Origin of the sequence: Mesorhizobium sp. LNJC394B00 (assembly GCF_000502555.1) — a bacterium.
Taxonomy (GTDB): Bacteria; Pseudomonadota; Alphaproteobacteria; order Rhizobiales; family Rhizobiaceae; genus Mesorhizobium.
Genome location: NZ_AYWH01000007.1, coordinates 106,366 through 132,292, shown reverse-complemented (window position 1 = coordinate 132,292; position 25,927 = coordinate 106,366). Strand labels below are relative to the sequence as shown.

General features: G+C 64.2%; 28 protein-coding genes and 1 pseudogene. 16 read left to right on the top strand and 13 right to left on the bottom strand.

Annotated features, from left to right (window positions below):
- Positions 1–2 precede the first annotated feature (2 nt).
- Together X751_RS142850 and X751_RS142855 are read right to left on the bottom strand one after the other, a co-directional pair.
- Positions 3–1,259: an aminopeptidase gene (locus X751_RS142850; protein WP_023684389.1), complete on the bottom strand. Its 1,257-nt coding sequence runs from the start codon at positions 1,257–1,259 to the stop codon at positions 3–5.
- A gap of 85 nt (positions 1,260–1,344) precedes the next feature.
- Positions 1,345–2,259 (bottom strand): LysR substrate-binding domain-containing protein, encoded by a 915-nt coding sequence (locus X751_RS142855; protein WP_023687096.1) that lies wholly within the window; start codon positions 2,257–2,259, stop codon positions 1,345–1,347.
- Positions 2,260–2,353: 94 nt separating this feature from the next.
- Here X751_RS142855 and X751_RS142860 point away from each other — a divergent pair, with 94 nt between their 5' ends.
- The 3 genes from X751_RS142860 to sbmA all read left to right on the top strand — a co-directional run bounded on the left by X751_RS142860 (position 2,354) and on the right by sbmA (position 5,192).
- Positions 2,354–2,569 (top strand): hypothetical protein, encoded by a 216-nt coding sequence (locus X751_RS142860; RefSeq protein ID WP_023668495.1) that lies wholly within the window; start codon positions 2,354–2,356, stop codon positions 2,567–2,569.
- An 81-nt stretch (positions 2,570–2,650) separates the two neighbouring features.
- Positions 2,651–3,808 carry a YbfB/YjiJ family MFS transporter gene (locus tag X751_RS142865; RefSeq protein ID WP_031247171.1) on the top strand — a complete coding sequence of 386 codons (1,158 nt, stop codon included), beginning with the start codon at positions 2,651–2,653 and terminating at the stop codon, positions 3,806–3,808.
- Between the two features lie 115 nt (positions 3,809–3,923).
- A complete protein-coding gene (sbmA, locus tag X751_RS142870; RefSeq protein WP_023704870.1) occupies positions 3,924–5,192 on the top strand; it encodes a peptide antibiotic transporter SbmA in 1,269 nt (422 codons plus the stop codon).
- Positions 5,193–5,218: 26 nt separating this feature from the next.
- Here the strand turns inward: sbmA and X751_RS142875 are convergent, their stop codons facing one another.
- Positions 5,219–6,223, bottom strand: coding sequence for a polysaccharide deacetylase family protein (locus X751_RS142875; RefSeq protein WP_031247170.1), 1,005 nt, complete (start codon positions 6,221–6,223; stop codon positions 5,219–5,221).
- Between the two features lie 193 nt (positions 6,224–6,416).
- Here X751_RS142875 and X751_RS142880 point away from each other — a divergent pair, with 193 nt between their 5' ends.
- Both X751_RS142880 and der read left to right on the top strand, forming a co-directional pair.
- Complete coding sequence (locus X751_RS142880) at positions 6,417–7,079, top strand: tetratricopeptide repeat protein (protein WP_023745512.1); 663 nt, start codon at positions 6,417–6,419, stop codon at positions 7,077–7,079.
- 76 nt (positions 7,080–7,155) lie between these two features.
- A pseudogene (gene der / locus X751_RS01000000164035) lies at positions 7,156–8,662 on the top strand (ribosome biogenesis GTPase Der).
- Positions 8,663–8,901: 239 nt separating this feature from the next.
- On the opposite strand, the gene X751_RS142885 reads toward der, so the two are convergent.
- Complete coding sequence (locus X751_RS142885; protein WP_023738457.1) at positions 8,902–9,810, bottom strand: LysR substrate-binding domain-containing protein; 909 nt, start codon at positions 9,808–9,810, stop codon at positions 8,902–8,904.
- Positions 9,811–9,927: 117 nt separating this feature from the next.
- On the opposite strand from X751_RS142885, the gene X751_RS142890 reads away from it, so the two are divergent.
- The 7 genes from X751_RS142890 to X751_RS142920 all read left to right on the top strand — a co-directional run bounded on the left by X751_RS142890 (position 9,928) and on the right by X751_RS142920 (position 15,513).
- Complete coding sequence (locus tag X751_RS142890; RefSeq protein ID WP_023745507.1) at positions 9,928–11,223, top strand: MFS transporter; 1,296 nt, start codon at positions 9,928–9,930, stop codon at positions 11,221–11,223.
- A gap of 136 nt (positions 11,224–11,359) precedes the next feature.
- On the top strand, positions 11,360–12,544 hold the full coding sequence (locus X751_RS142895; protein WP_023668487.1) for a cell wall hydrolase: 1,185 nt from the start codon (positions 11,360–11,362) through the stop codon (positions 12,542–12,544).
- Positions 12,545–12,809: 265 nt separating this feature from the next.
- Complete coding sequence (locus X751_RS142900; protein WP_023745506.1) at positions 12,810–13,202, top strand: AtpZ/AtpI family protein; 393 nt, start codon at positions 12,810–12,812, stop codon at positions 13,200–13,202.
- 65 nt (positions 13,203–13,267) lie between these two features.
- Positions 13,268–14,026 (top strand): F0F1 ATP synthase subunit A, encoded by a 759-nt coding sequence (locus tag X751_RS142905; RefSeq protein ID WP_023745505.1) that lies wholly within the window; start codon positions 13,268–13,270, stop codon positions 14,024–14,026.
- A 68-nt stretch (positions 14,027–14,094) separates the two neighbouring features.
- A complete protein-coding gene (locus tag X751_RS142910) occupies positions 14,095–14,319 on the top strand; it encodes a F0F1 ATP synthase subunit C (protein WP_006206606.1) in 225 nt (74 codons plus the stop codon).
- A 92-nt stretch (positions 14,320–14,411) separates the two neighbouring features.
- Positions 14,412–15,011: a F0F1 ATP synthase subunit B gene (locus tag X751_RS142915; RefSeq protein ID WP_023745504.1), complete on the top strand. Its 600-nt coding sequence runs from the start codon at positions 14,412–14,414 to the stop codon at positions 15,009–15,011.
- Between the two features lie 10 nt (positions 15,012–15,021).
- The gene (locus X751_RS142920) at positions 15,022–15,513 is read left to right on the top strand and encodes a F0F1 ATP synthase subunit B (protein ID WP_023668483.1); all 492 of its coding nucleotides are present in this window, start codon (positions 15,022–15,024) and stop codon (positions 15,511–15,513) included.
- A 224-nt stretch (positions 15,514–15,737) separates the two neighbouring features.
- On the opposite strand, the gene X751_RS142925 is transcribed toward X751_RS142920, so the two are convergent.
- Positions 15,738–16,433, bottom strand: a complete 696-nt coding sequence (locus X751_RS142925; RefSeq protein WP_023745503.1) for a ribonuclease HII — start codon at positions 16,431–16,433, stop codon at positions 15,738–15,740.
- A gap of 154 nt (positions 16,434–16,587) precedes the next feature.
- The gene (locus X751_RS142930) at positions 16,588–17,742 is read right to left on the bottom strand and encodes a PA0069 family radical SAM protein (protein ID WP_023684378.1); all 1,155 of its coding nucleotides are present in this window, start codon (positions 17,740–17,742) and stop codon (positions 16,588–16,590) included.
- Positions 17,743–17,892: 150 nt separating this feature from the next.
- Between X751_RS142930 and X751_RS142935 the strand changes: the two genes are divergently transcribed.
- Both X751_RS142935 and X751_RS142940 read left to right on the top strand, forming a co-directional pair.
- Positions 17,893–18,396 (top strand): glycosyltransferase, encoded by a 504-nt coding sequence (locus X751_RS142935; protein ID WP_023684377.1) that lies wholly within the window; start codon positions 17,893–17,895, stop codon positions 18,394–18,396.
- A 252-nt stretch (positions 18,397–18,648) separates the two neighbouring features.
- The gene (locus X751_RS142940; protein WP_023745502.1) at positions 18,649–19,623 is read left to right on the top strand and encodes a hypothetical protein; all 975 of its coding nucleotides are present in this window, start codon (positions 18,649–18,651) and stop codon (positions 19,621–19,623) included.
- On the opposite strand, the gene X751_RS142945 is transcribed toward X751_RS142940, so the two are convergent.
- From X751_RS142945 to X751_RS142975, 7 genes are all read right to left on the bottom strand, one after another.
- Positions 19,613–20,044 carry an aldehyde-activating protein gene (locus X751_RS142945; RefSeq protein WP_023738463.1) on the bottom strand — a complete coding sequence of 144 codons (432 nt, stop codon included), beginning with the start codon at positions 20,042–20,044 and terminating at the stop codon, positions 19,613–19,615. The two genes, X751_RS142940 and X751_RS142945, sit on opposite strands and share 11 nt — an antisense overlap.
- Before the next feature lie 128 nt (positions 20,045–20,172).
- Entirely contained in the window at positions 20,173–20,727 is a 555-nt protein-coding gene (moaB, locus tag X751_RS142950) for a molybdenum cofactor biosynthesis protein B (RefSeq protein WP_023738464.1), read from the bottom strand.
- Positions 20,714–21,607, bottom strand: a complete 894-nt coding sequence (locus X751_RS142955; protein ID WP_023738465.1) for a 4-(cytidine 5'-diphospho)-2-C-methyl-D-erythritol kinase — start codon at positions 21,605–21,607, stop codon at positions 20,714–20,716. Before X751_RS142955 ends, moaB begins: the two co-directional genes overlap by 14 nt.
- Positions 21,608–21,633: 26 nt before the next feature.
- A complete protein-coding gene (locus tag X751_RS142960; RefSeq protein ID WP_023668475.1) occupies positions 21,634–21,819 on the bottom strand; it encodes a membrane protein in 186 nt (61 codons plus the stop codon).
- A gap of 72 nt (positions 21,820–21,891) precedes the next feature.
- Entirely contained in the window at positions 21,892–22,749 is an 858-nt protein-coding gene (locus X751_RS142965) for a S49 family peptidase (RefSeq protein WP_023738466.1), read from the bottom strand.
- 120 nt (positions 22,750–22,869) lie between these two features.
- Positions 22,870–23,664 carry a tRNA1(Val) (adenine(37)-N6)-methyltransferase gene (locus X751_RS142970; RefSeq protein WP_023745501.1) on the bottom strand — a complete coding sequence of 265 codons (795 nt, stop codon included), beginning with the start codon at positions 23,662–23,664 and terminating at the stop codon, positions 22,870–22,872.
- Positions 23,664–23,888, bottom strand: coding sequence for a DUF2007 domain-containing protein (locus X751_RS142975; RefSeq protein WP_023692106.1), 225 nt, complete (start codon positions 23,886–23,888; stop codon positions 23,664–23,666). The genes X751_RS142970 and X751_RS142975 overlap by 1 nt, the downstream gene beginning before the upstream one ends.
- A gap of 222 nt (positions 23,889–24,110) precedes the next feature.
- Here X751_RS142975 and X751_RS142980 point away from each other — a divergent pair, with 222 nt between their 5' ends.
- Entirely contained in the window at positions 24,111–25,127 is a 1,017-nt protein-coding gene (locus tag X751_RS142980; protein ID WP_023668471.1) for a polyprenyl synthetase family protein, read from the top strand.
- Positions 25,128–25,211: 84 nt separating this feature from the next.
- Positions 25,212–25,880: a GntR family transcriptional regulator gene (locus tag X751_RS142985; protein WP_023687112.1), complete on the top strand. Its 669-nt coding sequence runs from the start codon at positions 25,212–25,214 to the stop codon at positions 25,878–25,880.
- Positions 25,881–25,927: the final 47 nt, after the last annotated feature.

Genomic DNA, 25,927 nt, shown 5'->3' with positions numbered 1-25,927 from the left:
GCTTACGCCCACTCACCCTTGCGCATCACCGGCACCTTGCGGCCATCCTTGTGCACGCCGTCTATGTCGATCTTGTCGGAGCCGATCATCCAGTCGATGTGGATAAAACTCTTGTTGCCGCCGCGCTGGGCGATTTCGTCCTGGGTGAGCGAGGCGCCGTCGACGAAGCATTTTGAATAGCACTGCCCGAGCGCGATGTGGCAGGCGGCGTTCTCGTCGAACAGCGTGTTGAAGAACAGCAGGCCGCTGGCCGAGATCGGCGAGGAATGCGGCACCAGCGCCACCTCGCCGAGCCGGCGCGAACCCTCGTCGGTGTCGAGCACTTTCTTCAGCACGTCCTCGCCCTTCGAAGCCTTGGCCTCGACGATCCTGCCCTCTTCGAAACGCACCGAGATATCGTCGATCAGCGTGCCCTGGTAGGACAGCGGCTTGGTCGAGGATACACGGCCGGAGACGCGCCGTGCATGCGGCGTGGTGAAGACCTCCTCGGTCGGGATGTTCGGATTGCAGGTGACGCCGTTCTTGGCAGTCGAGGCGCCGCCCATCCATTCATGGCCATCGGCCAGCCCGACGGTGAGGTCGGTGCCCGGGCCGCTGAAATGCAGATCATGGAAATTGTGCTCGTTCAGCCACTTTGTGCGGCCGCGCAGCGCTGCATTGTGCGCCGTCCAGTTTGCGATCGGGTCTTCCACATCGACCCGTGATGCCGAAAAGATCGCATCGGCGAGCTTCACCACGGCGACATCGTCGGCATCGCCGGGGAAGACCTGTTTTGCCCAGGCGAGATCCGGGTAGGCGACGATGTTCCAGTTGATGTCGAAGCCGGTGATCTTTTCCAGCGCCGGCTGGTAGGCCATCGAGTTCGCCTTGTTGGCGCGCGCCACTTTCGCCGGGTCCTGCGCCGACAACAGCGACGGGTCCTCGCCGCGCACGGCAAGCCGCGCCGCATTGTTGGAAAAGGCCTTCGCCATGCCTTCATACATCCAGCCGGCGGCGCGGTCGAAGCCGGCATCCGCGCCGTAGCGGAAGCGCGCCAGCGTGATCTCGTCATCGTTGAAGATCGGCGTTACCAGCCCGGCGCCCGCCTTGTAAGCGTGCTCGACGATGCGCCTGGTCAGCGGCAGTGCGGCGATCGACGAGGTCAGCACCAGATCCTGCCCCGGCTGCAATTGCAGCCCGACCTTGATGGCGACTTCCGCCAGCCTGTCGAGCTTCACCGGGTCGATCGTTGCGGAAACGCCGCGCGAATGTGTGGTCATGATCCTGCCTGCCTTGGTCCGGGAGTGAGAGTTCCAACATAGGCCGGCGCGGCTGTCCTTTCCAGCACCGTCGCGACGGACAGCCCTAGGCAGCGCTTTCCAGCGCGCTAAACTGCGCCACGGTCGCCGCGATTTCCTCGCGGATCCAGATCTTGAAATCGCGCACCTTGCGGCTTTCGGTCTTGGTCGCCGAGGTCACCAGCCAGTAGCCGAGGCCGCTCTGCGCCCGCACGCCGAAAGGCGCGACGAGGCGGCCGTCGGCCAGCGCATCGGCGGCCAGCAATTGCCAGCCGAGCATGACGCCATGGCCGGCGATCGCCGATTCCAGGCACAGCATCGGGTCGGTGAAGCGCGCGCCCTTGCGGAAGCTGACCGGCTCGGCCCCGGCAGCCTTGAACCAGCTCTCCCAGTTGATCATCGCCCGTTCGTCGGTGATGGCGCAGGTCTGCGCCAGGTCTTCGATCGACTTCAGTTTCTTGGCGATCACCGGCGCGCAGACCGGAAAGACTTCCTGCGCCAACAAAAGTTCCGCCCGGCCGCCCGGCCATTTGCCGTCGCCAAGCCGGATGGCGATGTCGATGTCGGAGCGCTCGAGATCGGCCAGCCGCACCGAGGCGTCGATGCGCAGCAGCACGTTGGGATGGCGGTCGAAATGCCGCGACAATCGCGGCAGCAGCCATTTCGAAGCGAAGGCCGGCGCCACCGAAACCACCAGCGTGCACTGGCTTGCCTCGTCGGCCAGCGCCACCGCTTGCGCCAGCTCGCGAAAACCGGCGCCAAGCCGGGCGGAAAAAACCGTGCCGAACTCGGTCAGCACCAGCCCGCTCGCCGTTCGTTCGAACAGCGCCTGTCCAAGCTGCTTTTCGGTGCGGTTGATCTGCTGGCTGACGGCGCTGACGGAGACGTTGAGCTCGCCGGCAGCGGCCGCCAGCGAGCCGAGGCGGGCGACGGTTTCGACGGCGCGCAGGCCGTTGAGATGGACGCGGTTCAGCATAGCCATTTCAGTTTTTCTAAACCGGCGCGGCTGAAATCTCAATTGAAAGACAGCCCGACAAGGCAGATTTTAGTGGGACAGTCAGACCGAGGAGGCGAGGATGACGATCGTATCATTGTTCAAGATCTTAGCCGCTGCCGGCCTCCGGCCGGACCGCTATGATGGGATGCACGGCGGCGATGTCATCGACTGGGTTACCGACCCATTGTCGCATCCGGTGCTGGACACCATGTCGGAACGCGAACTCGGAGATATCCCGTTCCGGCTGACGGCGCGCCGCACCGCCTACGAGACCGGGGCGGTCGGCTGCGGCTGAGATGCGGGGGCGTTAGTCGCGCCCGCTGGCCCAACACAAAGCGGATTGTTTCATCGGTCGCCAATTCTATGGTGCGCTGCAATGAACGCCGCTCCATCACCCTTGCGCCTTGCTCTCGCTGGCATGATCGCCATGGCCGTCGCCATGGGCATTGGCCGTTTCGTCTACACGCCGATCCTGCCCGGCATGATGGAGGAGCTGCATCTGTCGCCGGCTGATGCCGGCTGGATCGCGTCGGCCAACTACCTCGGCTACCTCGTCGGCGCGCTTGCGGCGGCCGGCGGCTGGGCGCATGGGCGCGAGCGCCTGCTGATGTTTGGCGGCCTTGCCGCCAGTGCTGCGCTCGCCGCCCTGATGGGGCTGAGCGAGACGATGACCGCCTTTGTCGTCCTCCGCTTCCTTGCCGGTCTCGCCAGCGCCTTCGTCATGGTGTTCATGGCCTCGATCGTCTTCGGTCACCTGGCAGCCGCCAACAGAAGCGACCTGCAGGCGCTGCATTTCGGCGGCGTCGGCCTCGGCATCGCGGCATCCTCAGCGCTGATGGCGGTTCTGGTCACCGAACATGCCGGCTGGGCTTCGGGCTGGCTGTGGTCGGCAGCGATTTCCGCCGGCGGCCTTGCGATGGTCGCCTTGCTCGCCGGCGGCACCGCACCTGGCCGCGGCGTGGCCGACCGCGAACCGGCACTGCCGAGGGACCGGTCGTTGGCAAAAGTCATCGTTGCCTACGGCCTGTTCGGCTTCGGCTATGTGGTGACGGCGACCTTCCTGGTCGCCATCGTGCGCCAGGGCGGCGGCGGCCGCGTCTTCGAGGCAAGCGTCTGGATGGTCACCGGCCTTGCCGGCTTTCCCTCGGTCTGGCTGTGGCAGAAGGTAGCGGCACGGATCGGGCTTTATACCGCCTATGCCTTGGGCTGCCTGGTCGAGGTGGTCGGCGTCACCGCCAGCGTCGCCATCGGCGGCACCGCCGGGCCGCTGCTGGCGGGCGTCCTGCTCGGCGGCACCTTCATCGCCATCACCGCGCTCGGCCTGCAGACGGCAAGGCAGCTCGTGCCGGAGGCGCCGCGCCGGATTTTTGCGCTGATGACCGCTTCCTTCGGCATCGGCCAGATCGTCGGCCCGATCGTCGCCGGACTGCTGGCGCAAGCCTCGGGCAACTTCTTCCTGGCCTCGATCGTCGCTGCTGGCGTATTGCTGGTATCTGCTGGGATCACCTGGTCGGCCGCGCCAAAATCGCCATGATTGTGGTCTTGCTCGATGCCGGGCATCGGGTACGGGCATTTGCTTTCCACCTAATGTGTGACTTTATGCCCGCCGAACCCCGCTGATTTGCGCACCGACCGAGGATTTCACCACAGTGTTCGTATCCTTCTTCCCGCAGCCGAAGCTGTTTTTCATCTCGGCCGTCGTCTGGACTGCGGTTCTCGTGGCAGCCTGGTTCCTCGGTGCTGACCAGCTTGGCGCGTTTCTCGGCTTGCCTCCGGCTCTTGCCGACGCGCCGCCCATCATAGGCGTCTCGGTGTTCTGGTCGCCTCCGTTCCTCTGGTTCTACATCTACTATGCGCTTGGCGTTTTGATATTCTATGGCTTCTGGCACTGGTATTCTCCGCACCCGTGGGACCAATGGTCTATCCTCGGCAGTTCGCTGCTCCTGTTCACGACCTACTTTCAGGTGCAGGTAAGCGTGGCGATCAACGCATGGTATGGACCATTCTGGGACCTCATTCAGGGCATCGTTAGCAAAACGGTCAAGGCAACCGAGGCTGATCTTTACGCTCAAATAATCACTTTCCTCGGTATCGCTCTTGTCGCGGTTACCGTGTTCGTTTTGACAAACTTCTTCGTCAGCCACTGGGTGTTTCGCTGGCGCACTGCGATGAACAATTACTACATGTCCTATTGGCCGAAGCTGCGCCATATTGAGGGCGCTGCACAGCGTGTGCAGGAAGACACGATGCGGTTTTCCAAGATAATGGAAGACCTTGGCACTAGCTTCGTCGATTCCATCATGACGCTTATCGCTTTCATGCCGATCCTGCTCAGTTATTCTAAGCATGTCACAGAGTTGCCATTGATCGGTCATGTTCCTCAGCCGCTGGTTTTGGCTGCGATCTTCTGGGCAGTCTTCGGTACAGTCATCATTGCGACCGCAGGCATCAAGCTTCCTGGCTTGCAGTTTCGTAACCAGCGCGTCGAGGCAGCATATCGCAAGGAACTCGTCTACGGTGAGGACGATCCGGCCCGGGCGCAGCCGCCGACCGTCGCGGAGCTGTTTGCGAGTGTGCGGCAAAACTACTTTCGCCTGTATTTCCACTATGTGTATTTCAACGTGGTCCGCTATCTTTATCTTCAGACCAACAACGTCTTCTCCTACTTCCTGATGGTGCCTTCCATGATCGCTGGAACGCTGACGCTGGGTCTCATCAACCAGGTCAGTTCAGCCTTCAGTCAGGTAACCAACTCATTCCAGTATCTCGTCAATTCTTGGTCGACGATTGTCGAGCTTCTGTCAGTTCACAAGCGCCTTCGCGCCTTCGAGGCGACGATTCGCGGCGAGCCGCTGCCCGACATTGACCGCCACTTCATGGAGCGTCAGGAACAGGCAAAGGAACCCGACCCGGCTTGATCCTATTTGCACAGACGGTTGGCGGCTCAGCCGCCCACCGCCGCCTGCCTCTCGCTACCACGTTGCCGCTGCACATAATCGCGAAAACTGATGCATTCGACGTCGGCTTTCACGCACGTCTCGTCGGCAAAGCGCTCCAGCGCGTTCCAGTAGGCGCCGTCATTCATCAGCGTGAAATGGAAGCTCAGCACCAGCGGGATGCGCTTGCCCTGATATTGCTTGTCGAAGGCGGCGCGGAACGCCTGGTAGGTCCGATCGCTGAACTCGGCTGCCTGGCTCGGCCGCTCGAAACCGCCGGAGTGGCGGACATAAAGATTGTAGTCCATGGCGATCACCGGCCTGCCGCTCCGGCCTTCCGGGATCTGCGGCAGCGAAAAGCGAGTGAGGCCGCCGCTGGTCGGCGGCTCGACCGGGCCGTTCGAAACGCCGCTGGCGTCATAGTCGTAGCCTGCTTCAGCCAGGGCCTTGTAGAGCCCTTTGCCGGTCGAGAGGTAGGGTGCGCGAAAGCCGACCACGGCATGGGCAATAGCGCGCCAGCCTGCGGGCTCGGGCGCAATGCCGTTGATTGCATAGGCGTTCTCCAGAATGCGCTCGAACGATGCGAATTCCTTCAGCCAGTCGGCCTTGCTCCAGTCCTTGCCGTCGAAATGGCCGCAGCCATGGCTGGCGATGTCATGGCCTTCCGAAGCGGCGAGCCCGATCTGATCGAGCCGATCGGCGACGTCCTGCTTCGAAGCGGCAAAGCCGATGTTGGATTTGCCCGCGGACTTGGCCGGAGTTGTGTAGTCGGCCCGCGTCTGCGGCGACAGCAGGAAGACGCAGGACAAAAAGTAGGTGAAATGCGCGCCGGTGCGCTTGGCCAGCGCCCGGCTGCGGTGCCATTGCGAGATCTCCCGGGCGCTATCGAACGAGATGATGACGATTTGCTTCGGCTTTGCCGGGGCAGGCGGCGCCGGCGGGTCGGCGAAAGCCGCACCAGCCATGGCAAGCACGGCTGAGGAAAACGCAACAACGCGGGACAAACGTGGCATCGGCAATCTGGGCTTGATCTGGAGGCAGTCCAAGCCGGCTATCGGCAAAATGTGGCGTGGGTGCGATCAACGTCGGCAGCTATGCGCCCGGCGATTAGCCGATTTTCCTGCCGAGCCCCTTCCATGCCCGCGAAATTTCGCTAAAACGCGGGCTCAAGAAGCGCCCCTGTTAGGGCAGCAATGGTTTTGATTGATGTCCGACGACAGTTTTATCCGCGAAGTCAACGACGAGATCCGTCGCGAGCAGGCGCAGGCGCTATGGGACCGCTTTGGTCCGGCGATCCTTGGCCTCGCCATCCTGGTGGTGCTTGGCACCGCCGCCTTCGTCGGCTACCGCTATTGGGACGAGACGCGCGCCAACCGCTCCGGCGATGCCTTCTCGCAGGCGCTGAAGCTTGCCAATGACGGCAAGAGCGACGAGGCGCTGACCACCCTCGAACAGCTGGAAAAGGACGGCTACGGCGCCTATCCGCTGCTCGCCCGCATGCGCGCGGCGACCGTCAAGGCCGACAAGGGCGACTTTGCCGCCGCCGTCGCCGATTTCGATGGCGTCGCCGCCGACAACGCCATTCCCCAGGGCATTCGCGACATGGCGCGCCTGCGGGCCGCCCTGCTGCTCGTCGATCACGGCTCCTTCGCCGACGTCTCCAGCCGCGTCGAGGCGCTGACCGCCGACAACAACACGCTGCGCCACACAGCGCGCGAAGCGCTCGGCCTTGCCGCCTGGAAGGAAGGCAAGACCCAGGATGCGCTGAAACTGTTCGACCAGATCGCCGCCGATGACGGCGCCCCGCGCAACGCGCGCCAGCGGGCGACGCTGATGTCGGAATTGATCCGCGGCTCGGGCGCGTCATGATACGCATCGCCCAAAGCCTGCCCTCGGGCCTGACCCAAGGGCGCGCTGCGGTTTGGGCGATGATATGGATAGCCGGATGAGCTTCAAAGTCGCCATTATCGGCCGGCCCAATGTCGGCAAATCGACGCTTTTCAACCGATTGGTGGGACGGAAGCTGGCGCTTGTCGACGACACGCCGGGCGTCACCCGCGACCGTCGCGTCCACGCGGCCAAACTCTACGATCTGCATTTCGATGTCATCGACACCGCCGGTTTCGAAGACGCCGCCGCCTCGACGTTGCCCGGCCGCATGCGCGCGCAGACCGAGATCGCGATCCGCGAAGCCGACCTGATCTTCTTCACCATCGACGCCAAATCAGGCCTTTTGCCCGACGACCGCACCTTTGCCGAGATCGTGCGCAAATCCGGCAAGCCGGTCGTGCTGGTCGCCAACAAGGCCGAGGCCAAGGGCGCCCAGGGCGGCATGCTGGAGGCCTGGGAACTCGGCCTCGGCGAGCCGATCCCGGTCTCGGCCGAGCACGGCCAGGGCATGCCCGATCTGCGCGACGCGGTGATCGAGGCGCTGGGCAAAGACCGCGCCTTCGGCGAGGAAGAAGACGAGGCCGAGGACGTCGCCGCCAGCGAGGTGCTGATCGGCGAGGACATCACCGATCCCGACGCCGAACCTGCCTATGACGACACCAAGCCGATGCGCATCGCCGTCGTCGGCCGTCCCAATGCCGGCAAGTCGACGCTGATCAACGCGCTGATCGGCGAGGAGCGGCTTTTGACCGGCCCGGAAGCCGGCATCACCCGCGATTCCATCTCGGTCGACTGGGACTGGCATGGCCGTCGCCTAAAACTGTTCGACACTGCCGGCATGCGCCGCAAGGCCAGGATCCACGAAAAGCTGGAAGTGATGTCGGTGCAGGACGGTCTGCGCGCCATCCGCTTTGCCGAGATCGNAGGCCAGGATCCACGAAAAGCTGGAAGTGATGTCGGTGCAGGACGGTCTGCGCGCCATCCGCTTTGCCGAGATCGTCATCATCGTGCTCGACGCCACCATCCCATTCGAGAAGCAGGACCTCCAGATCGCCGACCTGATCATCCGCGAGGGCAGGGCGCCGGTCATCGCCTTCAACAAATGGGACCTGATCGACAATCCGCAGGAACTGCTGGCCGAATTGCGCGAAAAGACCACACGGCTTTTGCCGCAAGTGCGCGGCATCCAGGCGGTGACGGTTTCGGCCGAGACCGGGCGCAGCCTCGACAAGCTGATGGATGCCGTCATCAAGACGCACAAGGTGTGGAACAGCCGCGTTTCCACCGGCAAGCTCAACCGCTGGCTGGAAAGCATTCTTGCGCATCATCCGCCGCCCGCCGTCGCCGGACGCCGGCTCAAGGTCAAATACGTCACCCAGGCCAAGACCCGGCCGCCGGGTTTCGTCGTCCAGTGCTCGCGGCCCGACGCGATGCCGCAATCCTATGTCCGCTACCTCTCCAACAGCCTGCGCGAAGCCTTCGACATGCCCGGCGTGCCGATCAGGATAGCGCTGCGGACTTCGGACAACCCGTTCGCGGGGAGAGCGAACAAGCGCAAGTGAGCGGTGACGGTTGCGAAATTCTCCGCAAGATTGGCGGGGCAGCACCCCCCTCTGCCCTGCCGGGCATCCCCCTCAAGGGGGGAGATCAGCAGCCGCTGCGGCCGTTCTCACCTTGCAAGATCAAAAATTGGCGAAAGCGTTGATGACAGCAATCTCCCCCCTTGAGGGCCCTTGAGGGGGAGATGTCCGGCAGGACAGAGGGGGGTGTGACGGAACGCGACACCGGGTGATCACCGCGTCTAAGCGACCTCTCTCAACCGCTCGTCCTGCGGCAGCGCCGCCACCGCCGCCTGCCACAAAATATCCGCCAGCCGCGTCGCCACCGGGTCCAGTTCGGCGTCTTTCTGGTGCATCACCAGCGCCATGGTTGGCAGCGCGGGTAAGCCCAACGTTTGCGGTGCCATCGTCCTGACATTGGCCGGCAGGCCGATATCCGTGCGGATCGTCAGGCCGAGGCCGGCGGCGACCGCCGCCCAGATGCCGCCAAGGCTGGGGCTGGAGAAGGCCATCCGCCATGGCAGGCCGGCGCGGTCGAGCGTTTCCGTCGTCACTGTGCGCAGCAGGCATGGCGCTTCCAGCGCCACCAGCGGCAGTGCCTCGCCCTCGCGTAGCCTGGTCTCGATCAGCTTTGCCGGCCCGATCCAGCGCAATTGCGCGTCGCCGACATGCCGGCTGTAAGGCAGCGCCTGGCCGCTGTCCCAGGCCAGCGCAATGTCGAGATTGCCTGATGTGATCCGCTCGGCGAGTTCATAGCTGCGCCCGATCCGCGCCTCGATCTTGACCTTGGGGTGCGCGCGGGCGAAGCGTCCGAGCACCTCCGGCAGCACCGCCTCGCCGAAATCCTCCTGCAAGCCGAGCCTGACCCAGCCTTCCAGTTCCACGTCGTGGATGGCCGAGGCCGCCTCGTCGTTCAACTCGAGCAGCCGCCTGGCATAGCCGAGCATGGTTTCGCCGGCTTCGGTCAACGCCAGTCCGCGGCCCGACTTGCGGAAGATCGGCGTCGCCGCCTGGTCCTCCAACTTCTTCAGTTGCGCGCTCACCGCCGAGGTCGAGCGGCCAAGCCGGTCGGCGGCCTTGGCGAAGCTGCCGAGTTCCATGCCGGTGACGAAGCTTCGGAGGACATCGAGATCGAAGGTTACGCGGCGCATCACAACGATCCTGTTTTTCGGGAACAATTGTCAAAAACTTCCCGATATTCGGGATGAAGTTATGGCGGTAAAGACGAGGCGTCAAGGTCCCGAAAGGGCATCAACAGGAGTCCCGCCATGTCGATCGCCGACGCAAATTGTGAGCCAGGCCGGGTTGGCCGAGCCGCCGCCGTCACGTCGAAGGCTGAACGATTTCGCGCCAATCATCGCTGGAAGGTGCTTGGCATCGGCGTTGCCGCCAATGCCAGTTTCTCCGCCACCTTCGCCGGCATACCGGCGGCGGCGGTGTTTCTGCGGTCGGGCTATCACTTGAGCAATGGCAATCTCGGCCTGGTCCTCGGTCTTCTCGGACTGGGCGTTGCCTTGAGCGAACTGCCCTGGGGTCTGCTCACCGACCGCTGGGGCGATCGCGGCGTGCTATTGACCGGCCTTGGTGCGACCGCGGCGTGGCTCGCCCTGATGGCGTTGTTCATCGTGCCCTCAGTGACCTATGTGCCTGGCGTCGCAATGCTGGCCGCATGCCTTCTGGTCACCGGCCTGCTCGGCGGCAGCGTCAACGGTTCCAGCGGCCGCGCCATCATGGCCTGGTTCCACGAAGGCGAACGTGGCTTTGCCATGAGCATCAGGCAGACCGCGGTGCCGCTCGGCGGCGGGCTCGGCGCGCTGGTCCTGCCGTCGCTGGCATCGGTGCACGGTTTCGCGGCGGTCTTCGGGCTGCTGGCCGCCATGAACGCCGTCTCTGCGCTGTTTGCCTGGCGATGGCTGCACCAGCCGCCGGAACTGGACAATGCCGGCAGCATGGCCGTGGCAAAGTCGGGCGGTCCGGCGCCGCTGCGCAATGTCGAGGTCTGGCGCATCGCCACCGCCATCGGCCTGCTCTGCTTTCCGCAAGTGGCGGTGCTCACCTTCGCCTCCGTCTTCCTGCACGATTTCGCCGGCATGGCCACGCTCACGATCAGCGCCAGCCTTGCCGCGGTGCAGACCGGCGCGATGGTGATGCGCGTCTGGAGCGGCCGCTTCACCGACCGCCATGGCAACCGCCGCTGGTTCCTGCGCCTCTGCAGCATGACGAGCGCGCTTGGCTTCGCGGCCGTCGGCCTGCTGGTCCTGGCGGCAGGAGCCACGCCAGACGCCCATGCCGCGTTGATCCCGGCGATCGACGTGCTGCTGGTCGTTGCCGGCATTTCGGTCTCCGCCTGGCATGGCGTCGCCTACACCGAACTCGCCACGCTTGCCGGCGCCAGCCGCGCCGGAACCGCGCTCGGTCTTGCCAACAGCTTCGTCTTCATCGCCTTCTTCGTGGTGCCGACCGCCATTCCGGCTTTGCTGCTCATCTGGTCGTGGCCTGGCGTCTGGCTGGTGGGCGCGCTCTGCGCCATGATTGCATGGCCAATTTTCCTGCGGCCGAACTGACGGGTTGCCGGTCGGCAAACGGCGTCCCATTTCGGGCCGCTTCGGAAAAACACGATCAACCGCGTTAACCCCGCATCAAGGTTAATGCTTCACTTTGGCTCTCCAGTGGCTCAGTGGCGTTTCTGGAGAGTTCCCCGTGCATCGACGTGTCCTGAAGCGGCTGGCCGCCGCCGCCGGTGAGAAAAAACGTTCCTTCGTATCGCCATTGGTCATCGGGCTCGGCATCTGGATCGGCTTTCCAACTGTCGTCGCCTACCAGGACATGGGCAGCTTGATTTCCGGCCTCGAAGCTTCGGGCACCCGCTGGAACTCTTATGTCGAGCGCTCCGTCGCCGGCTCGGTTCATGCCGCCGAAATGCCTTTCATCGATTCCGTCACCACCGGTTCGCTCTCGGGCTCGGGCGTGCGCCTGCCCGGCGTCGGCAAGGTCTCGTTTCGCGGCAAGGGCAATGTCGCCGGCATCACGCCCGACGAGGACCGCATCATGCGCGCCGACAAGAAGGGCCGCATCATCCAGGTCTCGCCGGTGGCGCCGCCGAAGAACTTCAATGCCGGCTCAATCTTTCAGCGCACGTCCTCGCTGCTGCGGCCGAGCATGGACAGCGGCCTGAAGCTCGCCTTCGCCAAGCCCGGCATCAAGGGCAAGGAAATCCAGATCGCCCAGGCCTTCCATACCAATGTGGACAAGAAGCCCGATCCCGGCGTGCCGGCCATGCTTGCCGCGTTGGTCAACAATGACAGACCGGACGTGCTGGCCACCGCCTATGCCCAGGCCGAACCCGATTACGCCAAGGCCTCACCCTTCGAAGCGCTGCTGCAGGACGAGGAGCCGAGCAGCGGGCGCTTCATTCCGCCGATGGCCAAGGGTGACCACTCGTGGATCCAGAACCCGCTGCCGGCCAGCGTCTTCTCCACGAAGGAGCAGGCCTGCCTCGCCAACGGCATCTATTTCGAGGCGCGCGGCGAATCCGTGCGCGGCCAGGCCGCCGTCGCGCAGGTCATTCTCAACCGCGTCCGCAATCCGGCCTATCCGAACTCGATTTGCGGCGTCGTCTACCAGAACGACAACTGGCTGAACCGCTGCCAGTTCTCCTTCGCCTGCGACGGCCGCAAGAAGCGCATCGAGAGCCCCGCCCATTACAAGACCGCGCAGGACGTCGCGATGGCGGTCACCGCCGGCAAGATATTCATTCCCGAAGTCGGCTCATCGACCCACTACTACGCCAACTACGTCCATCCGGGCTGGGCGCGCACGATGCAGAAGATGACCAAGATCGGCCTGCATATCTTCTACCGCACCTATGGCGGCGGCTGGAGCTGAGCCCTTCGGCTTGCCTGTCGCAAACGAACCGCAAAGGCCCTGGAAGCCGAAATCGGACAACGGTCGCCGGACGGATTCGGGGCATGTGCCGACCCGATAGTGCCGGGCACGATGTCGCACCTCGCCAAGTGATTGATTCCAATAGAAAAAATACATGGCTTTGAAGTCCCGCCCGTGGCTTGACGGGCGCAAACCCTCTAACTATGTTGCCGGCGACTTTAGAAGCGGACGGACGGTGACGGTCTGACCGGGCAGGGGGGTTACGATGGCCGACAAGAACGGGCCAGACGGAACCGGAGAAACCGGCCACGGCAGCAAGCACGAGGCCGACATCCGCGACGAAGATCTCGAACGCCGCCGGCGTGAGCTTGGAGCATCGCTTGCGACAAGACGGCCGGATCAGCTCGAGGGGAATGACGGCGCGAAGGCGACGGCCGGATATGGCCAGGCGCTCAAGCTGTCCAGCGAGTTCATCGCCGGGATAGTGGTGGGTGTGGGCCTTGGCTGGTTTCTGGATCGCGTGGCGGGAACCTCGCCATGGGGTCTGGTCGTCGGCTTGTTGCTGGGCTTTGGCGCCGGCGTGCTCAATGTCCTGCGTTCGTCAGGTGTTGTGGCGGAATTCGGAAAAAGCGAGAAGTCGCACGATCCGAAAGAATGAAATGGCGCGCCGCCAATGGCGCACAAGGACACTTAAGGCCGCTCGCGGTTTTGACGGGGATGTAAATGGCTGCTGACAAGGTCGATCCGATCCACCAGTTCCATATCGTCAAGCTGATTCCGATCAATATCGGCGGCTATGACCTGTCCTTCACCAATTCGGCTCTGTTCATGGTCGCGACCGTGCTCGTCGCATCGGCGTTTCTGTACCTCTCGACCTCCAGCCGCAGCCTTGTTCCCGGGCGCCTGCAGTCGGTTTCGGAAATGGGCTATGAGTTCGTCTCCAACATGCTGCGCGACGCCGCCGGAACGCAGGGCATGAAGTTCTTCCCCTTCGTGTTCTCGCTGTTCATGTTCGTGCTGGTCGCCAACCTGCTTGGCCTTTTCCCTTACTTCTTCACCGTCACCAGCCACATCATCGTCACCTTCGGCCTCGCAGCCCTGGTGATCGGAACCGTCGTTGTCTACGGCTTCACGAAGCACGGTCTGGGCTTCCTCAAGCTCTTCGTGCCGCACGGCGTTCCGGTGTTCCTGTTACCGCTGGTGGTGCTGATCGAGGTGATCTCCTTCGTGTCGCGCCCGGTCAGCCTCTCGGTTCGTCTGTTCGCCAACATGCTGGCCGGCCACATCACCCTGAAGGTGTTTTCGGGCTTCGTCGTCAGCCTGAGCGCGCTCGGCGCCGTCGGCGTTGCCGGTTCGGTGTTGCCGCTGGCCATGGCAGTCGCGCTGACCGCGCTGGAATTGCTGGTCGCTTTCCTGCAGGCCTACGTCTTTGCGGTGCTGACCTGCATGTATCTGAACGACGCCCTGCATCCCGGGCACTGACCTTAGAATTTCCGGCATCTTTCGCCGGATGGAATTGCAACGGAATTACAGATCCAAAGGAGTTCAAAATGGACGCAGAAGCAGCAAAGTACATCGGCGCCGGTATCGCTTGCCTGGGCATGGGCGGCGCGGGCATTGGCCTCGGCAACATCTTCGGCAGCTACCTGGCGGGCGCCCTGCGCAATCCGTCGGCCGCCGATGGCCAGTTCGGCCGCCTGATTTTCGGCTTCGCCGTGACCGAAGCTCTGGGCATTTTCTCGCTTCTCATCGCGCTTCTCGCCCTGTTCGGCTGAGCCCCTGTTCGGCCAATTATCGGTCGGACGAGCATTGGGAAGAATTGGCTGGCCGCATTCCTGCGGCCATGCCTGATATGAGGGGATAGTCCATGTTCGTGACATCTGCGTTTGCGCAAGAGTCCGCACCCGCCGCTGAAGGCGCCCACACCGGTACGGAAGGCGACACGCATTCCGGCACCGGCGTGCCTGCCGAGGCGCACGGCACGTTCCCGCCATTCGATCCGGCGACGTTTCCGTCCCAGCTTCTGTGGCTGGCGATCACGTTCGGGCTGTTCTATTTGTTCCTGAAGAAGGTGGTGATGCCGCGCCTTGGCGGCATCATCGACGTCCGCAGCGATCGCATCACGCAGGACCTCGACCAGGCCGCCAGGCTGAAGGGCGAGGCCGACGCCGCCGTTGCCGCTTACGAGCAGGAACTGGCGGAAGCCAAGGCCAAGGCCAACGCGATCGGCCAGCAGGCCAACGACGCTGCCAAGGCTGAAGCCGAGGCTGCCCGCAAGAAGGTCGAGGCCGCCCTCGACAAGAAGCTCGGCGAGGCCGAGGCCAGCATTGCTTCCATCAAGGCCAACGCCATGAAGGAAGTCGGCATGATTGCCGAGGACACCGCTTCAGCCATCGTCGATGCGCTTGTCGGCGGCAAGACGAGCAAGGCCGAGATCTCGGCTGCGGTCAAATCCGTGGCCCGGTGAGGAGCACATCATGGACGCCACATCTCTCGCAACGCTTTGGGCAACGGTTGCCCTCGTCATTTTCCTCGGCGTTGCCGTTTACATCAAGGTGCCAGGCCTGATCGCCAAGTCGCTCGACGCCCGTGCGACCAAGATCAGCGACGAGCTTGCGGAAGCCCGCCGGTTGCGCGAAGAGGCCCAGCAACTGCTCGGCCAATACCAGAAGAAGCGCAAGGAAGCCGAGCAGGAGGCCGCAGCCATCGTCGCTGCCGCCAAGCGCGAGGCCGACATGCTTGCCGCCGAGGCGCACAAGAAGACCGAAGACTATGTCACCCGTCGCACTGCGCTTGCCGAGCAGAAGATCGGCCAGGCCGAGCGCGAAGCCGTCGCCGAAGTGCGCGCCAGCGCCGTCGACATCGCCGTCGAGGCGGCCCGCACGCTGCTTGCCGGCAAGATCGACGCCAAGGCCGGCGCCGACCTGTTCAAGTCCGCGCTGCAGGACGTGAAGGCCAGGCTGAACTGAGCGGGGTTAACTCGCTGACATCAAGCCGCCCGGGCAACCTGGCGGCTTTTTTGTTGAGCGCGGACAATCTGCCCCCTTGAGGGGGAGATGTCGCCAAAAGCGACAGAGGGGTTCGGTGCGACCGGCCGCGACGCTCTTTCTGCGGCCAGTAAGGGCTAGCGCTTCACGCGCGGCGACCCCCTCTGGCCTGCCGGCCATCTCCCCCTCAAGGGGGGAGATTATCATTACTCCAACCCGGCGAAGCTCTCTTGCTCAACCACCTCAACTCCACCCAGCCTGAACGGCGCGAATGACGCCCGGTGCAGCCTTGCCACCGGACCATGCGCTTCGATCGCGGTGCGGTGCCGCACGGTGGCGTAGCCCATATGGACTTCGAACCCGTAGCGTTCGTGGTGGCTGCCGCAGCCGCACATCATGCGGTCGCGCATCACCTTGGCGACGATCGAGGCGGCGGCGATCGATTGCGAGCGCTGGTCGCCCTTGATCAGCGCGCGGCCTTCGCAGAGGAGGCCCGGCGGCACATCGCGGCCATCGGCCAGCGCCAGCTTCGCCTGGATCGGCAGGCCGGCAAGGGCGCGGCGCATGGCTTCCAGGCTGGCCTTGAGGATATTGCTGCCGTCAATGCCTTCGGCGCTGACCGAGGCCATCGACACGCCGAGCGCTGACCCCAGGATTTTCAGGAACAGCGCCTCGCGCTGCAAATGGTTGAGCCGTTTGGAATCGTCTAGCCCGTCGGGAATGTTGGCGGGATCGAGGATCACCGCCGCCGCCACCACCGGCCCGGCCAGCGGACCGCGGCCGGCCTCGTCCATGCCTGCCACCGGCCACAGGCCTTCAGCCATCGCCTTCGTCTCGAAGGAGAAGTCGGGCTTTTCGACGATTTCTAAAAGAAGCGGAGAATCGGAACGCGCGCGAGCCATGTTGCGGCGAGGTTCGCATCGGCTCCGATTCTCCGCAAGTCCCTCCAGGGTCGAGTGGGGCAAGACCGGGAGGGCACCGTCTGCAGGCCGGGGGACAGGCCGGACGGGATTCTTGGGTCGCCTGCCAACCACGAGGGCAGGGCAGGCGCTACTCTCAGAGCAGCATCAGCTGCTCGGTCGCCTTGGCGGCGGCGACAAACTGGTCGGTTCGGAGCGTGCGCCGCTCGGCGTTGAGGCCGAGCCGCTTGGCCGTGATCTCGAAGCGCCGGCCGATCTGCCAGGCATAGGGGCCGGCGCCTTTCATCCGCTTGCCCCATTCCGAATCATAGTCCTTGCCGTCGCGCATCGAACGGATCAGCGACATCACGTGCCGGTAGCGGTCGGGATAGTGGCGCAGCAGCCAGTCCTTGAAGATCGGCGCCACCTCGAGCGGCAGGCGCAGGATGACATAGCCGGCCTCGCGGGCGCCTGCGGCGCGTGCCGAATCGAGGATACGCTCCATCTCCTGGTCGGTCAGGCCGGGAATGATCGGCGCCACCATGACAGAGGCCGGGATGCCGGCATCGGAAAGCTGCCGGATTGCCTCAAGCCGCTTGGTCGGCGTCGACGCGCGTGGCTCCATGGTGCGCGCCAGCATGCGGTCCATCGTCGTCACCGACAGCGCCACCTTGGCCAAGCCCCGTTCGGCCATGCGCGACAAGATGTCGATGTCGCGCGTCACCAGATGGGATTTGGTGACGATGCCGACCGGATGGCCGCGCGCCTCCAGCACTTCGAGGATCTCGCGCATAATCCGGTATTGTTTCTCGATCGGCTGGTAGGGATCGGTGTTGGTGCCGATCGCGATGGTGCGCGGCTGATAGCCATCCTTCGACAGTTCCTTGTCGAGCAGCCGCGCCGCATCCGGCTTGGCAAACAGCTTCGCTTCGAAATCCAGCCCCGGCGACAGGCCCATGAAGGAATGCGTCGGCCGGGCGAAACAATAGACGCAGCCATGCTCGCAGCCGCGATAGGGGTTGATCGAGCGGTCGAAGGAAATGTCGGGCGATTCGTTGCGGGTGATGATGGTGCGCGGCTTCTCGACCTGCACTTCGGTCTTGAACGGCGGCAATTCCTCCAGCGAATTCCAGCCGTCGTCGAACACATGCCGGCTGACCGGCTCGAACCGGCCGGACGGGTTGATGCCCGCGGAACGGCCGCGGTTGCGATCCGGACGGACGCGCATGCCGCTCTGTTCGATCATCGCATTGGCCATCTCGGCTCGCCCTGCTCCGAAAGCAGCAATGTCCGCACGCACGATATGTTCCATTTTGGCCCTTTCCCAAGGACTGTCGGCTGGCTGTCGAATCGCTCTGTTCATGAAAATAATCCTATTTCGCTGATGAGAACAAAGCAAGAACTTTTTCGTTGGGCCATGCAAAACTGGCGCTGCGCCGGGCTTTCCGCTATTCGGCTAAAAATGCTCAGCGTTCTCATCGAAACCCGGGATGACGAAGAAGGCCTTGCCCGCACGCTCGCCTCGTTGATCGGCGGCGCGGTCGAGGGCGTGGTGCGCGATGTCATCGTCTGCGACACCGGCTCGACCGACCAGACGCATCGGGTTGCCGATCATGCCGGCTGCCACTTCGTGGCCGGCGGCATTGCCGCGGGAATCAGGCAGGCGAAGGGTGACTGGCTGCTGTTTCTGGAACCCGGCGCAAGGCTGGCGGAGGGCTGGATCGACGACGTTGTCGCTCACACGGCGCGGCAAACCATGCCGGCGCGCTTTTCCCGTGCGCGCGGCAGCCGCACGCCGTTCCTGTCACGGGTGTTTTCGGGCAACCGGGCGCTGGCCGAAGGGCTGGTCATCAGCAAGCGCCAGGCCGCTGCCCTGTCGAAGAACGCGCACAGCGCCGAAGCCCTTGCGCGCGGTCTCGCCACCAGGCGGCTCGACGCCGAAATCTGGCTGGCGCCGAAGAAGTGATCTTTCTCCCTTTTCCCGTTCCCAGGGAGAAGGGTGCCCGAAGGGCGGATGAGGGGCAGCGTCGGCGCCTCATCCGCATTGGCACGGTCGCAGCACCATCCCTCTTTTTCGCCGCAAAAAGCTATTGTGCATTGCACAAAAGCTGACGCGGGATTAGCATTCCGTTGATGCGGGATATCGGGGCTTGGGTAGTGCCGGAGCGGTAAGCAAGCGCCGCGTCGTCGTTGCTGCCGTTCATATCTGAGGACCCCGATGAACCTTTCGTCCCCTGACAAATCCGGCGCCCCCAGTCTGGAAGCCATTGCCCGCAACGGCAGCCAGCTCCGCCGCATTGCGGTGCGTATCCCGACCTATCTGTCCGACCTGCGCGAAAATCCCGCATGGCTGCCGATGTTCGTGCTTGCCCGCACCATGCCGGCGCGCAAACTGCACTGGCTTGGCGCCAAAGCCGCGCGCCCCGCGCAGAGTGCCGGAGCGACGATGTTCAGGGGCGTCGACCTCAAGTCGATCGTCGCGGCGCTGCGCGCCGATGGCCTGTTCTCCGGACTGGTCCTTCCGCAGGCAATCCACGAAGAGATCGCCAGCTTTGCTCAGAGCACGCCGTGCTTCGGCAATTTCGACCGCCGGCTCGAATTCATGCCCGGAGAACACGCAGAAGCCGAGAAGCGGTTCGGCCGCTCTTTGCTCAGCGGCCACTATTTCGAGCGCATCCTCAGCTGCAAGGCAGCACTCGCCATCCAAAACGATCCGCTGCTGCTCGACATCGCCCAGCACTATCTGGGCGGGCAGGCAAAGCTGATCACCACGCGTGTCTGGTGGAGTTTTCCGACCGGCGAGGCTTCCGACGCCGACAAGAACCTTGCCTCGCTCGGCAAATATCATTTCGATCTCGACGACTGGCGGATGCTGAAATTCTTCTTCTATCTCAAGCCCTGCGATGCCGGCACCGGCCCGCATGTCTATGTCAAAGGCAGCCACAACAGGCGCAGCCTCAAGCACCAGTTGACGCTGCTGGTCGGCCATCCGGCGCAAGACGTGCTCAAGGTCTATGGCGACGACAGCCCGGTCACGCTGACCGGTGAGGCCGGCCTCGGCTTCGTCGAGGACCCGTTCGGCTTCCACATGGGCACTGTGCCGTCCACCACGCCACGGCTGATGATGGAGGTCGGCTTCGGCGTCTCGCCGCCCTCGCGCCGCCGCTTCCACGGCGAACCGGTCATCCGCTGAGGCCGGAGCGGATCTCGACCGGCATCCAGCGCGCTTGCCGCCGGGCAATGCGACCCTCTTTGTTCTCGGCATCATAGTCCATCGGGACCGGCTCGCGGTTGAACCGCGGCCGGTCATCCAGCGCATTGACGATGACGATCGCTCTCGGTTCGCCGTCGGTGGTCACAGCAGCGACATAGACGCCGCAGTCCCGGCAGATGAGATAATCGGCGGTGCGCAATCCGAACCGGTATCGGTGCAGCCGGGCCTCGTCCTCGACCGCGACGATCAATCGCCCCCGCGGATCGGCGGCGGCGCGTGAGCCATGCCGGACGCAGAAGGCGCATTGGCAGGCGCGGATCTCCATCTCGGACGGCTCGATTCCGGTTTCGAATGTCAGGTGGATGTTGCCGCAATGGCAGCCGCCGCGATACGCAGTCATGGCATCTTTCCGCCTCAAGGACCTAGTGGCAGATTACCCGCCTGGCGGCCTTCAGGAAATGATCCTTTCGCAGGCGCAGCCGCCATTCTGCCTGACAAGGCAGCACTTGGCCGGCACTTTGCCTTGGTTTACGAGGCGGCCTTGCCGCGCCGCAAATGCTCGTCCAGGCGCGGCATGATCTCGACGAAGTTGCAGGGCATGTGGCGGTAGTCGAGCTGCGGTTTCAGGATGCCGTCCCAGGCGTCCTTGCAGGCGCCGGGCGAGCCCGGCAGCACGAAGACGAAGGTGGCGTTGACGACGCCGCCCGTCGCCCGGCTCTGCACTGTCGAGGTGCCGATCTTGTCGTAGGAAATGCGGTGGAACACTTCGGAAAAGCCATCCATGCGCTTCTCGAAGATCGGCTCCAGCGCCTCCGGCGTCACGTCGCGGCCGGTAAAACCGGTGCCGCCGGTGGTGATGACGACATCGATGTCCTTGTCGCGCGACCAGCCCAGCACTTTGTCGCGGATTTTCTCCCGGTCGTCAGTGACGATGTCGCGCGCGGCCAGGACATGGCCGGCCTCGACGATGCGATCGGCCAGCGTCCGCCCTGATTTGTCGTCGGCAAGGCTGCGCGTATCGGACACCGTCAGCACCGCGATGCGCACCGGGATGAACGGGCGGCTCTCGTCAATTTTGGCCATCGGCCCCCTCCGAAGCGATGCTTCGTGTCGCGGCGACAAACCACTCCGGTTCGCGGCTGCGAATCTCGGCGGCGGCGCGCTTGGCGACATTGCCGGTCTCGAACAGCCCGAAGCATGTGGCGCCGGAGCCCGACATGCGCGAAAATCCCGATCCGGCCCGGTTCAGCAGGGAAACCGCTCGGCCGATGGGCGGCTGGATCGCCTGCGCCGCCGATTCGAGATCGTTGCGGGTGATCTCCAGCCAGTTGCGGACGCTGTGGAAGTCAAATGCACGCGGCAGCGGCGGCAATCCCTCATTGTCGCGTTTCTCAAGTGCGTTGAACACATCAGGCGTCGAGACGGCGACGCCGGGATTGACCAGCACCAAAGCGAGCGCCGGAAAATCCGGCACCAGCGACAGCTCGTCGCCGACGCCACGCGCAACCAGCGGTTTTGCCGCAAGACACATCGGCACGTCGGCGCCGAGCGTGAGACCGATCCGGCTCAGTTCGGCCTCGCCGATGTCGAGCCCCCAGGTCCGCACAAGACCCTGCAATACCGCCGCCGCGTCGCTCGAGCCGCCGCCGACGCCCGAGGCGACCGGCAGGTTCTTTTCCAGCCGGATGGCAACCGGCGGCGTGCTCTGCTGGCCGGCCTGCCTGCGCAGCGCCTCGCGCGCCTTCACCACCAGATTGCTGTCGTCGATCGGCACGGAAGTCGCGTAACGGCCCGATACGGAGAACCGGTCGGCGTCGGCAGGCTCGATCTCGACCCTGTCGCCGAAGCGGGTGAAAACGACCAGGCTCTCGAGCAGATGATACCCGTCGGCGCGCCTGCCGGTGACGTGCAGCGCCAGATTTATCTTGGCGGGCGCAAGCCACGTCCGGGCTGCGGCATCCAAACTGTCGGCTGCTGACGGGATGATGCTCAGTCCTTGGCCAGGCGGTATTCGCCGGTCTTGGGATCCTGGACCAGCGTGCCGTTGGTGCCGTTGGCTGCCTGCTTTTCGGTGCGCCGCACCTTGGCGGTCACACGTTCGGCCTCGCGGACGAAGGTGCGGTAGCCGAAATAAGCGGCGGCGCCGACAACTGCGAAGAAAATGATCTGTGGCATTTCAAAGCTCCTCCCTCGCAAGGCGGCAAGGCAGACTGTCAAGCGCTTATGCTAGACGCTTTCCCCGCTTTTTCAAAGCCCGAAGCGCGCCCACAATGCGCGCTCTTCCGCCGCATCGATCACGCCGCTTGCGGCGGCGGCGGCAATATCGGGCGCTGAAAAGTTCGAGCCGAACAGGCCGATGCGGCCAAACAGGCCACGCGGCGCGGTGACCAGCCTGAGCTGGGTTTTCGCACCGAAGCGGGTTTTCAATACCGTGCGCATGTCGCTCAACGCGTCGACGAGGCCAAGCTCCAGCCCTTTCTTGCCAGTCCAGAACAGGCCGGTGAACAGGTCCGGATCGTCCTTCAGCTTGGTGCCACGGCGTTCCCTGACCAGGTCGATGAAGGTCTCGTGCACTTCCAGCTGCAGCGCCTTCAGGCGCTCGACGTCTTCCCTCTTCTCCGGCTTGAACGGGTCGAGCACCGCCTTGTTCTGGCCGGCGGTGTGGACACGGCGCTCGACACCGATCTTCTTCATCAGTTCGGGAAAGCCGAACGAGGCCGAGACGACGCCGATCGAACCGACGATGGAGGACGGATCGGCAAAGATCTCGTCACCGGCGGCCGCGATCATGTAGCCGCCCGAGGCCGCCACATCCTCGACGAAGACCAGCACCTTCTTGTTCTTCTCGACCGCGAGATCACGGATGCGCTTGAAGATCAGCCGCGACTGCACCGGCGAGCCGCCAGGCGAATTGATCGAAATGGCGACGGCGGGCGCATCGAACAGGAACGCCTTTTCGATGAGGGCGGCGGTGGACGCCAAGGACAGGCTCGGCCGGAACGGGCCGCCGCCGGCCATGATGGTGCCATGCAGCCTGATGACGGGAATGGTGACGACGCTGGATCGCCAGGATTTCGGCAGCAGGCGGTTGAAAAGGCGTTTCACGAGGTGGCTGTCTCCAAATGGCTTCAACGCATGTAGGGATTTGCCGGTCAACGGCAATGCTGCAATCCATCTCAGCCAACTGTGTGCCGGTTTTGCGGCAACGACACTGACGGGCCCAAATCAATCGCCAAACAGCGACGCCAGTCCGTTGTTGATCATCTCGGTTCGTTCCGACGGGCCGTCGCCCGTTTGCCCATGCAGCATCAAAGGCGGGCGGATCGACAGCTTGCCGCGCGCGCCGAGCGCTGCCCTGACGACAATGCGGATTGCGGCTGCTTCCGGGCGCGGATGCACGGCCAGCATCTCGGCGTCGCCGAAGCGGCCCGACAGCGCATAGAGGAGGTCGCCAAGCTGTTCCGGCCGCGCAATGACGGCCAGGCCCCCGCGCGGCTTGGCGACGGCAGCCGCACTCCGGATCCAGCTTTCGAACAGCCCGTCGTCCATGACATGCGCCTGCCGCCGCAGCGGATCGGGCGTGGCGCGGTCTTGCGCCGCGTTGAAGGGCGGGTTCATGATGACGAAATCGAAGGAATTGTCGGCAAGGCCGGCTTGCGTCCGCGCCCGGCCCGACAGCGTGACGTCGGCGGTCAGCACCGAGGCGCGATTGCCGAGATGCGCATTGCCGGGATGGGCGAGCGTGGTTGTGGCGAAGCCTGCCATCTCGGTCGACCGTTCGACGAGCACGACCTGCGCCTCTGGGCAGCGCGACAGCACGGCGAGACCCGCCGCACCGGCGCCGGCGCCGAAATCGGCGAGGCGTCCAGAAAAGCCGGATGAAACTGCTGCCGCCAGCATCATGGCATCCATCCCGGCGCGATGCCCTGTCCTGGGCTGGACCAGCCAGAAGCGGCCGCGATGGAAGGCATCCACCGTGTGGGCCGGCGTATCGCTGGTAAGCCCGCTCGCTTCAGCCATTATGTCTGGCGGATTTCGTTCTCGATGCCGGCGTCTTTCAAGATGCGCCGCGCCTGATCGGCCTGGTCGGCATCGACCATCACGCGCTTCTGCAAAAGACCGATCGACCCTTCGAGAATGCTCATGTTCTGGTCGGCGACGAAGCAGGCAATCCCGGCATCGCGCATCAGCGATTCGACAAAGGAGATGATCACGGCATCGTTGGTGCGCACGAGTTCTATCATCGGACGAAGTTCGCAGGTTGCAGCGTTGATGTAAACGCTGGAGCATGGCGCCGAAAAGTGTGGAGCGGTTTTCGGGCAACGGCATGCGGTCGCTAAGGTTGACACGCCGTCACCGCAGCCGCGCCAATTCGCCTCTTGCCGTGCCCGTATGTGCCGCCCTAGAGTCCCAGGCGGGACCAGGGGTGCCGTCGCACGCGTGATCAAAGACGGGAGTGTTTGTTGGTGGGTGTCGTTCTCAACATCGAAAACGGGAAGCGGGAACCCGCCTCCATCAAGGATCTCATCGACCTGACAGCAGCCGATATGGGGCGCGTCAACAAACTGATCCTGTCCAAGGCCGGCTCCGACGTCGAGATGATCCCGGAGGTCGCCAATCATCTGATCTCGTCGGGCGGCAAAAGGCTGCGTCCCATGCTGACGCTCGCGGCGGCCCAGATGTTCGGCTATTCCGGCGAGGGCCACGTCAAGCTCGCCACCGCGGTCGAGTTCATGCACACCGCCACGCTGCTCCATGACGACGTCGTCGACGAGAGCGGCATGCGGCGCGGCAAAAAGACTGCCCGCATGATCTGGGGCAACCAGGCGAGCGTGCTGGTCGGCGATTTCCTGCTCGGCCAGGCTTTTCGCATGATGGTCGATGTCGGTTCGCTGGAAGCGCTCGACATCCTGTCCAGCGCCGCCTCGATCATCGCCGAGGGCGAGGTGATGCAACTTGCCGCAGCCAAGAACCTCGATACCACCGAGGACGAGCATTTCGCCGTCATCAAGGCCAAGACCGCGGCGCTGTTTTCGGCTGCCGCCGAGGTCGGTCCGGTCATCGCATCGGCGACGCGCAACGATCGCGCCGCATTGCGCTCCTACGGCATGAATCTCGGCCTTGCCTTCCAGCTCATCGACGATGCGCTGGATTATGGCGGCTCCAGCCAGGAGCTGGGCAAGAATGTCGGTGACGATTTCCGCGAGGGCAAGGTGACGCTGCCGGTTATCCTCGCCTACCGGCGCGGCACCAAGGCCGAGCGCACCTTCTGGAAGCGCGCCATCGAGGACAATGTCACCGACGATGCCGGCCTGGAAAAGGCGATCGGCCTGATGACCCGCCATGGCGCCATTGCCGACACCATCGGCCGCGCCCGCCATTTCGGCGAGATCGCCCGCGACGCGCTGGCGCCGCTGGAGGCGACGCCGCAGAAATCGGCGCTGATCGACGTCATCGACTTCTGCATCAGCCGGGTGAACTGACCCGCGCCTGGCGCCAAAAGTTTGCATGCAATATCGGGCAATCACCGCTCGACAATCGGTTGCGGCGCAAATTATCTATAAAACATGGCAAAGACCGCAGACGACACCATCGCCGTGCGCATCAGCAAGGTGCTGGCGGATCGCATCATATCGGGCGCGATCGAGCCGGGAGCCCGGTTGCGGCAGGATCACATCGCCGAGGAATTCCAGACCAGCCATGTCCCGGTGCGCGAAGCCTTCCGGCGCCTGGAGGCGCAAGGGCTGGCGGTCAGTGAGCCCAGGCGGGGCGTGCGCGTCGCCGCTTTCGATCTCGGCGAGGTAAGGGAAGTCGCCGAAATGCGGGCAGCCCTCGAAGTGCTGGCGCTGCGCCATGCCGCGCCGCATCTGACAGCTTCCATTCTCAATCTTGCCGAAGAAGCCACAAAGGCCGGCGACAAATCCCGCGATGTCCGCTCTTGGGAGGAGGCCAACCGCACCTTCCACCGGCTGATCCTGGCGCCCTGCGGCATGCCGCGGCTCATCGCCACCATCGACGATTTGCACGCCGCAAGCGCCCGCTTCCTGTTCGCCGCCTGGCGCTCGGAATGGGAAATCCGCACCGACCAGGATCATCGCGCGATCCTCAGCGCGCTGCGGCAGGGCAATACTGAATCGGCCGCCGCCACGCTTGGCCGGCACGTGCAGTGGATCGGCCAGAAACCAGTCAAGACCGCGTCGGGCAAGATGCGCGAAGCGTTTGCCATCGTCGGGTAGGGCTCGGCGGAGCTAGCGGCTGCGGACAAATCGTCAGCCTCTTTGAC